Origin of the sequence: Aquiflexum sp. (genome assembly GCF_041749095.1) — a bacterium.
Taxonomy (GTDB): domain Bacteria; phylum Bacteroidota; class Bacteroidia; order Cytophagales; family Cyclobacteriaceae; genus Aquiflexum.
Genome location: NZ_JBGTCA010000277.1, coordinates 1 through 7283, shown reverse-complemented (window position 1 = coordinate 7283; position 7283 = coordinate 1). Strand labels below are relative to the sequence as shown.

At 40.8% G+C, this 7283-nt stretch carries 5 protein-coding genes; all 5 read right to left on the bottom strand.

Annotated elements, in window-relative coordinates; genetic code table 11:
* Positions 1 to 1315: hypothetical protein (locus ACEW8O_RS13050; protein ID WP_373495066.1), on the bottom strand; the 1315-nt coding region annotated here is incomplete at its 3' end.
* Positions 1316 to 1750: 435 nt separating this feature from the next.
* Positions 1751 to 3550: a BspA family leucine-rich repeat surface protein gene (locus tag ACEW8O_RS13045; protein ID WP_373495065.1), complete on the bottom strand. Its 1800-nt coding sequence runs from the start codon at positions 3548 to 3550 to the stop codon at positions 1751 to 1753.
* A 279-nt stretch (positions 3551 to 3829) separates the two neighbouring features.
* Positions 3830 to 3982 carry a hypothetical protein gene (locus ACEW8O_RS13040; RefSeq protein WP_373495064.1) on the bottom strand — a complete coding sequence of 51 codons (153 nt, stop codon included), beginning with the start codon at positions 3980 to 3982 and terminating at the stop codon, positions 3830 to 3832.
* A 68-nt stretch (positions 3983 to 4050) separates the two neighbouring features.
* Positions 4051 to 4983 carry a hypothetical protein gene (locus ACEW8O_RS13035; RefSeq protein WP_373495063.1) on the bottom strand — a complete coding sequence of 311 codons (933 nt, stop codon included), beginning with the start codon at positions 4981 to 4983 and terminating at the stop codon, positions 4051 to 4053.
* Between the two features lie 322 nt (positions 4984 to 5305).
* A partial coding sequence (locus tag ACEW8O_RS13030; RefSeq protein ID WP_373495062.1) for an ATP-binding protein occupies positions 5306 to 7283 on the bottom strand: 1978 nt, incomplete at its 5' end.

Below are 7283 nucleotides of genomic sequence, written 5' to 3'. Positions count from 1 at the left end.
AGACTCTGCCGGGATTACAACGTGATGCTTTAAATATCACAAAATTTTCATTTGAAACAGATTTACGTATGGGTTTCAGGTCATCTCCTGCTATAGCATACACCCCGTCAGAGGAGATGACCAAATTCTCACCGGCTACCGTAATAAACTGCCAACTGAGATCCAGGTTTTTAAATTTTTGAAAGTTTCTGCTGCCAGCTTCCAACCTATAAACTTCAGTTAAGCTGGTAAGATACAGATAACTATCAGACCGTATGATATCATATACATCATTTAAAATCTGATTTCGACCGTCAAAAAACCGAAGGGGGGATAGGTGATCCAAAATAGATATACCGTTGTTGGTGGCAAGCCAAACCATTCCCGATCTATCCTGAAAAGTATATCCTATAAAATTGTTGCTAATACCTGCCTGCTTATCATAATGACCCAAAATCTTGCCTGTACGGTCTATGATAACTGCGCCTCCTAATGTGGTACCCAGCAGGATGGTTTCATCTGATAAGATTGTTCCGTGAAAGAATATAAGATTTTCCTTTAAAAAATCATCTGCCTCAGTATAAAACGGTTCGAACTTCTGCCCGTCAAATGTGAACAGACCCATGTTTCGGGTAGTCACAAGCAGGGTACCGGGTTTACCCGGAAACGGGAGGATGGAATAAATACTTTCATTGGCAAACTGACCACCGCCTGGAACAAGACCCAGTGTATGATTCTCGTTCAAAACAGTCAGCCCTGTGCCCCACTCCATCACGTAAATCCTGGCGTTGGCGAGAAAGCTCACCAGGAAATCGGATTTGCCCTTCACCACAGTAAATTCTTCACTGACCGTGTCCCAGATAAAAATATTGCGACCAGCCTTAAAATAGACCACACCATCCAAGTAGTGGGTTTGCATTACAAGATCAGTGAAATTCCGGCTATTGGCCGGTAGATATTCTACGAGTGAAAAGTAGGTGATTTTGCCAGTTTCTTCCGGTTCAAAGTATCCCAATTCCCCCTTTGATCCGGCATAAATTTTACCCTGCCCGTCACCTGCCAATGAACGAACATCAGTATTATTCGTCACCGGGTGCATCCGCCAGGAAATCCCGTCAAATTCCATTAAACCCCCTGAATTCCCGACAAAGATAATACCCCGCTCGTCCTGGGTTATGGCCCAGTTTGCAGGAAAACCGCCATACTCTTTGGGCAGGTAATTGGTGATGGGCGGGTACCCTGCATCGAACAGCTCCTGGGCGGGTGATTCAGCCAAAGTCATTGCGAAAGCGACAAAGGCGAAAATGATCTTAAAAATTCCGGTCAGTGGTTTCATAACCCTGCATTTATTGTTGGTCCTCTGTTCTGACCAAGGCAAATGCTTGGTTTCCAGTAAGTAATTTAATTATAAATACTGGTTTTCTCTAATAGCTTTGGATTTCGCTTTCTTTTTGAAAAATCATGGTTCTTAATTTTCTGAATTATAGATTCCATTTTAAATGAAGGACAGTGATGATCATATCAAATAGGTAAAGACATATAAAAAGGACCTGCAAATTATGGCCTTATTATTTCACCACTTAGATTACACAATTCAATATGTTTTGATTCCATGGGTGCTGAATTGTATTGGGTGTCGCAGGGTAAATTCCAATAACCATTGGTATTTACCCTGCCCCCATTTAATAAAAAATCTTTTATAATTGGATAGAATTCCTTTACTAGAAAAGCCAGTTCTAATAAAACGAATTCAATTTCAGAAGAATAGGTATCAATCAGGACAGGTACCCCAAACCGGCTTAGGTAATACCCATGCAGTAGTGCCCGCGCTAAAATCTTCCGGTTCTGCGGAAAACTCATCAACGCACCATTTTGATAGATCCTGATTGAAATGTTCATTATACAAAAACATCCCACCCATATTTGTAACATTACTGACATCCCATTCGCCAATTGGTTGGTTGAATTGGATTTCAGGTATTTCATCATCCCAAGCTCCAAACATATACCACATTTCTACTACATTGCCAACATTCCAGTTCCCAATTGGCTGGTTAAAGGATGATCCAAAAAACATCCCAATCATAAGTTCGACTTTACTGACATCCCATTCGCCAATTGGTTGGTTGAAAAATTTATTTTCTTCAAACATCTGCGACATGTCTGTGACATTGCTGACGTCCCAGTTCCCAATTGGCTGGTTAAAAATGGCAGAACCACCAAACATACCAGCCATATTTTTTACTTTGCTTACATTCCAATCTCCAATAGGACTATTGAATAGTGACCGGTAAAACATTGCTGTCATGTCTTCGACATTACCCACTTCCCAACTACCAAGGTCATGGTTAAATGGACTGAAATGATCTGCATTATTAGATGAAAACATACCTGACATATTGGCGACTTTACTTACATTCCAATTCCCAATGTGCTGATTGAAATTGCTATTAGAAAACATATTAGATATATCTGTGACATTACTGACATCCCAAAGGCCTATCTCTTGGTTAAATGGATGGATATTGGGCCAACCACTTGAAAACATGGAGGACATATTTGTGACTTTACTTACATCCCAATTTCCGATGGGTTGATTGAAACTGCTGTTATAAAACATCAAAGATATATCGGTGGCATTACTGACATTCCAATATCCAATGGGATGATTGAAACTGCTGTTTGCAAACATCCCCTGCATATTAATAACGTTACTGACATCCCAATTCTCGATAGGTTGGTTGAAAGTGGAATTATTAAACATCCATAACATGTCAATAACCTTGCTGACATCCCAATTCCCAATGGGTTGGTTGAAATTGAGAGAAAAAAACAAAGAGCTCATATCCGTCACCAAAGAAGTACACAGCTTTGTCATGTCAGCATTCTGATCCCTCCTTTGCCTTAATAAAGCATTGTCAACCGCTTCAAATTCTACCCCATTCAAAAACCCCTTATCTCCCGGATTTACCCCTTCACATTTACAGGTAATTCCGTTTTCTGCAAGGTAAAATCTTGGATCATCATCCTCATCACATATGAATTTGACTGTCACGTTCTTTACACCATCAACACTAATCCTTTGGGGAACTTCACTGCCGCTCAAATCCCCTTCCCAGCTATCAAATTTCCATCCTTCTTTAGGAACAGGGGTAAGTTCCACAGTTGTTCCATGAGGGTATTCCCTACCGGATGGATTGGTCACTATAACTTCGGTGACAGTTCCCTCGCCCACAATAGTGATGTTAAGCGGATAATCCCTTTTGACAAAAACTCCGGTCACGCTTTTATTGGAATTCATGGCAATACTTAAGGGGTTTGCGTTTCCGGATGCATCTCCATCCCATTCTTTAAATACCCAGTTGGTATTGGCTTGGGCGGTGAGGGTAACGGTTTGACCCTGATCGTAAGAGCCGATAGCTGGGGAAATGGTGATATTTCCTCCTTCGGCAGGAGATGCCGTGATGGACACGGAAAAGGTTGGTGTGGGTTCTGGATCTGTTTTATCACAGGCCAAAACCAACCCGGCTAAAACAATCGAAAACAGATAATTTAATTTTAGAGCTTTCATAATCGGTAAAAATTTTAGGTGGAAAATATGATAATTGTGTTTCGAACATTGCTTTAAATCAATTTTGAAAGCATAAAAACCTTCCCATTTTCATAATGGTTACAGATAATTATCTTTGAATATTACAGACAGGCTTAATACTAAAAGTCAGATGTTTTTTTGCCCAATAACTTGTCAATATTATCCTTGGTCATTTCATTTTCAAGCAACCCTGTAAAATTGACAAACCTATTTTAAATGTTCTTGGACATGGATTGCACAAATAGGACGGAGAGTGCTTCAATTGTCTTTAACAACCGTATTGTGGTCATGTGCCAAGAGCCATTTGTTTTTTCGTTTGACAACCACGTATGTTTTTATGGATTTCACCATTTGCAGTAAAAACTTTTCTATGATGCCAATCATCTCTGCATAATCATCCGTGCTGCTCAACCGCTCATTTACACCCCTGATCTCTTATGGGAATATGGCCTTATCATCTTTGAACTTTTCCGCATACTTCATTCTTTCCCCAAATTTCTGGAAGCGATGGCCCATTGCAATTCCACAGTCTCCCTGTCCCAAAGATAAATTTCCTTTTTTCTAAAGTTGATAGCCACCCGGAAGTTACTCAGAAATTCATACCCCAGTATTCCGCTAACTTTTATTCCACTTTGACTTTTATTGAAGTGATCCAAATTGACATATAAAGTTTTCATAGGTGGACATAAAAGATTGCCTACCATCAAATTCTCGATTATTTGGGATTTTACGGAAACTTCTTTGGGGCCGAAACTTGCTAGTGATTGTTGCGCTACCCGCTTAGTACTGGAATTCTGGTCGATCTCCTGAATATCCATCACATTGGCAGAGGCACCGGAATCCACACTCATTTTTAACCGCTTCCCGTTAGCAAGAACTTCTATGAAAGGAACACCATTACCCAAAGTAAAGGGTAGGGTATCCAAAGGTATCTGATGTATATTTTTTGGAGACAATCGGTTACCTCTTTTATTGAGTTGATAAATAGTCAACTCCTTAAATGTATAATCCAAGACCAATTCGCAATTTTTAAAAATACTGTTTCCAATAACCCCAAATAATTCCAAACCGGAAGTTTTCTCCAATGCAGAGAAATCAGTAACAATCGCAAATACTTGCTTTTCAAATCCCCCGAGGTTGAATCTTATAAAATCCACTTCTTTTACCATCTCACTCCCGCTGATACCATAGAATCTGTCATCGGTAGGATTCCCATAGAAATATCGATTATTCAAGATGATCTCTGACACTCCCGTATCCATGATAAAAAGTCCACTTTTGCCGTTTACAGAGGCCTGGACAATGATCAGATTTCTTGAGAGTTGGAATGGAATGGTCGTGACAGCAGGATTTGACAGACTGTAAAAAGGCAAAAGGAGATCAAGGGCAATTGCTAATAAGATCGTTTTCATCTTTTCGGAATTTAGATTATGGAAAAATCAGTTTAAATCCAGAGTCATTCTGTTGGTTACCAATGGTATATCAACAGGAATGTTTTCTTGTTACCCAACCATATCAATTGGTAGCAGCCTTAAAATTGAATAATCTGAAAAGAATGATCGTGGACGTGGATTGCGCAAATAGGACAAAGAGGATACCCTTTGGACTGAGAGTGTATCTGTTGGATAGATATTGCATTTAAGGCATAAAAATCTTGGATAGGGTCCAAAAAAAACCGCTTATTCACTGAAAATGTGAAAGCGGCACGGTAAAGCGATTCAATAAAATGGAGATTTATACAGTATTCTGTTCCCTCCAAACCAGAGGTGATACGCCAAACTCCTGTTTAAATATCCGGCTGAAATAAGCGGGATCATTAAAACCACAGTCATAGGCTATTGCTGAAATACTGTAACCCGAATTAATGATCATTTCTTTGGCTTTTACCAACCGAACATAACGGATAAAGTGGGTAGCGGAAAGTCCGGTCAAAGCTGAGAGTTTACGGTGTACCTGGGAATGGCTCAAAGCCAAAAAACGGCAGAGTTTTTCAACATCAAAGTCAGGTTCTCCCATGTGGACTTCAATTGTTTTCCTTACTTTGATGACAAATGCATGATCTAAGCTGTTGGCCAAAGGAATGCTTTGGCTTCCTTTGTGTGCATTTTGCGAAATGTTGGAATTGGAAGTTGTGTTTGGGTTTTCCTGATCCCTGTAATGATTTTCGGATAAGCTGACCTCGACTGAAGAGCGGTAATACTTTTGCAACTGTCGACGCAGATCAAGCAGCTTCCTGATACGTAACAACAGTTCCTTCTTTTCAAAGGGTTTGGTCAGATAGGCATCTGCACCTTGTTCCAGGCCTTCCAACCTGCTGTTCAGATCGTCCTTGGCAGTGAGCATAATGATGGGGATATGGCTTGTCCGCTCATTGTTTTTCAAGGTTTTGCAGACCTCAAACCCGTCTTTAAGCGGCATCATCACATCGAGTACAATAAGGTCAGGGATAAGGTCCAAAGCCATATTTTCACATTCCTGCCCGTTTTTGGCCGTTTCTATGAGGTAATCATTTTTCAGGCATGAGGCAACAAAGGCAAGGACATCTTCATTGTCATCCGCAATCAATACATGAGGGCTTCCATTAAGGCTGATTTTGTCATTTGGATCTCTTTCGGTTACAAGGGAAAAGGGATCTCCATCCATAAAGACTTGGTCTTGATCCTGGGTTACCTTTGGCAAAATTTGATCCTCATTTACAGTTTCTTCAGAACTGGAAATAGTTCGTACTGGCAATATCACTTCAAATTCAGCACCTTTGCTCTTATAGCTTTTGACTGTAATTGTACCTTCCATCAGCTTGACCAACTCACGGGTAATTGCCAGACCGACGCCTGTACCCTCTCCATGCCGTGTGTGGGAACCATCTACCTGGTAAAAACGGTCAAAAATATGTTGCAAATCCGCTTCGGAAATACCAATCCCTGTGTCTTTGATATTAAGGATAAATTTGTCGTTTTTGGTATCAACAGAGACATAAATCCGGCCGCCTTTTAGGGTAAATTTAATAGCATTGGAAATAAGGTTGGAAACAATCTGCTGCAATCTTACTTCATCAAATTCCATGATATACTCTTCTGTCGCAGGGATGAAATGGATCTGGATGTCCTTCTTTGCTGCTAGAGCGTGGAAGCAATCCACTAAATATTCCAGAAAAGACACGATATCTGCACGGTGGTAATGTAGGGTCAGTTTATTGCTTTCCAGCTTGCTGAGGTCGAGCATTTGATTGACCAGTGTCAATAAATTTTGCCCGTTTCGCATAATCATTTTCAACCCCTTTCTCAAATGCTCATCCGGATTGTCCATTACCTGACCTGCCATACCAAGAATTACCGTCAATGGTGTGCGGAATTCGTGGGTGATATTGGTATATAGTTTGGTTTTGACAGCATTTAATTCCTTTATCCGCAGGGCTTCCGCCTTTTCTAGACGCTGACGGAGTTGAAAGTTGTAAACGGTATATATACTTCCGCCAATAAGAAGGAAATAGCAAAAATACGCCCACCCTGTGCGCCACCACGGAGGAAGTATAACAACCCGTATCGAAGTCCCCTCCGGATTCCAGACCCCTTCGCTGTTGGCAGCCCGGACTCTAAAGACATATTCTCCATGGGGAACTCTGGTATAATTCGCCATGTGCAGCGTACCTGCATCACGCCAATCCGGATCGTAACCTTCCAGTAAATAGGAGTATTGGTTTGACTGGGGATCC